At 67.6% G+C, this 2,404-nt stretch carries 2 protein-coding genes and 1 pseudogene; 2 read left to right on the plus strand and 1 reads right to left on the minus strand.

Going from position 1 to position 2,404, the window contains the following annotated elements:
- Positions 1 to 59: 59 nt before the first annotated feature.
- Both AB0M27_RS47420 and AB0M27_RS47425 read left to right on the plus strand, forming a co-directional pair.
- Positions 60 to 473 carry an ATP-binding protein gene (locus AB0M27_RS47420; protein WP_365732408.1) on the plus strand — a complete coding sequence of 138 codons (414 nt, stop codon included), beginning with the start codon at positions 60 to 62 and terminating at the stop codon, positions 471 to 473.
- A gap of 461 nt (positions 474 to 934) precedes the next feature.
- Positions 935 to 1,861: an NADP-dependent oxidoreductase gene (locus tag AB0M27_RS47425; RefSeq protein WP_365732407.1), complete on the plus strand. Its 927-nt coding sequence runs from the start codon at positions 935 to 937 to the stop codon at positions 1,859 to 1,861.
- A 143-nt stretch (positions 1,862 to 2,004) separates the two neighbouring features.
- Here the strand turns inward: AB0M27_RS47425 and AB0M27_RS47430 are convergent.
- Positions 2,005 to 2,214: pseudogene (locus AB0M27_RS47430) on the minus strand (hypothetical protein); the annotation flags it as partial.
- Positions 2,215 to 2,404: the final 190 nt, after the last annotated feature.

Genomic DNA, 2,404 nt, shown 5'->3' on the forward strand with positions numbered 1-2,404 from the left:
CGGGTACTTCCTCGGGGCAGGCATCGTCTGGGCTCCTCTCATGAGACCCATCTGACCTGCTGTCACCTTTCCCCGCATCTCGGGGGAACCTCAGCGACCCCGCCGTCGTCAGCCGTGCCCGAACTCTCGCTGCCCGGCAGCTGACCCAGTGGGGACTGGAACACCTAGCCGAGTCCACAGAGCTGATCGTCAGCGAACTGTTCACCAACGCCATCATCCACGATAAGGGCGACTGCAACGGTGACTGCAGCAGCGACCGCACGATCGGCCTACGCCTCATCCGGCACGAGATGCTGACCTGCGAAGTCTCCGACGCCAGCCACAGCCACCCGCTTGTGCGACACCCCCGCTCCACCGACGAACACGGCCGCGGCCTCTTCCTCGTCACTCAACTGTCCTGCCGATGGGGAACCCGCCACATCCCGGACGGCAAAATCATCTGGGCTGATCAGCGACTGCCAGCCGGTGCGTGAAACCACTTACCCGCCCAGCGCAAGCGCTTGGAGGCCAGTGCCTGTGCCCCTTGAAGACCGTCAACTCGTACGCACCATTATGTGCCTGGAGAGCGGACGTATGCTCCCACACCACACCACACCACACCAGCAGCAGCCCGGTGTCGGGGTGGAAAGTCCCATCCGGCCTTCCCGCCTTGTTGCCCAACTCCAATGGCGCCGCACCCGCTCCTGGACACGGTCAAAGGACCCCGACTTCGTCCCAAAAGGACATCGGGTTCGTCGAGGTTCTGTCACTGATTGCCCTCATCCATGCCGGTCGGTCACGTGCCGACGGACCCACCGGCCATGCCGGCCGTATCGACCCGGTGCTGGCCGCCGTCGCATGTCGGAGTACCTGCGAGAAGCAACGACACGACGGTAGAGATCCACTGACGTGATTGATAGATGCACTCTTCGGAAAGCCAGACAGAGGAACAGTCATGCAAGCCATCACCGCATCAGACCGCGACGCCGGCGTCAGCGGGCTGACTCTGACCGACCTGCCGTATCCCCATGCCGCCGAGAACGACGTCATCGTGCGGGTGCATGCCGCGGGATTCACCCGCGGAGAGCTCGATTGGCCCGGAACGTGGTCTGATCGAGCTGGCCGCGACCGCGCGCCGAGCGTGCCCGGGCATGAGGTCTCGGGTGTCGTGGCGGAGCTCGGATACGGAACCACCGGGCTCACTGTCGGCCAGCGGGTCTTCGGACTGACCGACTGGGCCCGCAACGGCTCGCTGGCCGAGTACGTCGCCGTGGAGGCCCGCAACCTCGCCCCGCTTCCCGCGGATGTCGACCACACGGCGGCGACCGCGCTGCCAATCTCTGGACTGACCGCCTGGCAAGGCCTGTTCGACCACGCACGGATCATGACCGGCCAGACCGTCCTGATCCACGGCGCCGCGGGTGGCGTCGGTTCGATTGCGGTGCAGCTCGCGCTGGGGGCGGGAGCCCGGGTGATCGGCACCGGTCGGTCCGCCGACCGGGACGCCGTCCTCGCTCTGGGCACGCATACGTTCCTGGATCTCGAGGCTGGCTGGATGGAGGACGCCGGCGAGGTCGACGTGGTGTTCGACGTGATCGGCGGTGACATCCTCGACCGCTCGGCTGCGCTCGTACGCGCCGGCGGCACGCTCGTCACGATCGCCCAGCCGCCCACCGTCCGGCCCAAGGACGGGCGGGCGCTGTTCTTCGTCGTGGAACCCGACCGCGCGCGTCTCGCGGACCTTGCGCAGCGGGTCCGCGACGGGCGGCTCGACGTGCGGGTCGGCGCGGTCCGCCCGTTGGCCGAGGCAGCCGCCGCCTTCGCCCCTGAGCGGCGCGTCATCGGCAGGACGATCATCCGGGTCGCCGATGATCCCCAGTGATCACAGAGCGTCGCAACTCCGTGATCACCGGGAAGATGTTCAGCAGTTCGGACAGCACCCCGGTGCACTCCTTGTCCGACAGAGGGGGCCGGGTCCGAGCTCCGACTCGGGGCGGCCGCGCGGTGACGGCCGGGTCCACCGAGTCAGGAAGCCCGGCAGGTCCCGTTGCCGAACGGGGTACGGGCGAACCGGGTCCGCGCCCCGTCGGCGAACAGGACGCGGGTCAGTTCGGCCGTACCCGGGAGCAGCGGGAAGAACCGGTCGGCGTTCCAACTGCGTTGATACATTGGCTCCTCCAGCACGAGCAGGCGGCATCCCTCCACCACCGGGATGTCGCCGGGCAGCCCCTCGTTCGTGCCGTATCGCGTCCTCCGCCAGCTCGTCGAACCGGGAAGGGGGCAGCAGGCCCGAGACCAGCGCCCGGCGACCAGCCAGGTGGGCTTCGCCTGGACCGTTCCTAATCAGTGAGCAGTAGTGAGTCTTGGACCCATACCTGGTCACTGCGGGCATCCCGAACGGTTTTGGATGTCCTGGTCGCCCGCT

Origin of the sequence: Streptomyces sp. NPDC052107 (assembly GCF_040680215.1) — a bacterium.
Classification (GTDB): Bacteria; Actinomycetota; Actinomycetes; order Streptomycetales; family Streptomycetaceae; genus Streptomyces.

Bases quoted from the DNA above. Each gene is read 5' to 3' on its own strand.
- AB0M27_RS47425 (WP_365732407.1), top strand. From the start codon at position 935: ATGCAAGCCATCACCGCATCAGACCGCGACGCCGGCGTCAGCGGGCTG.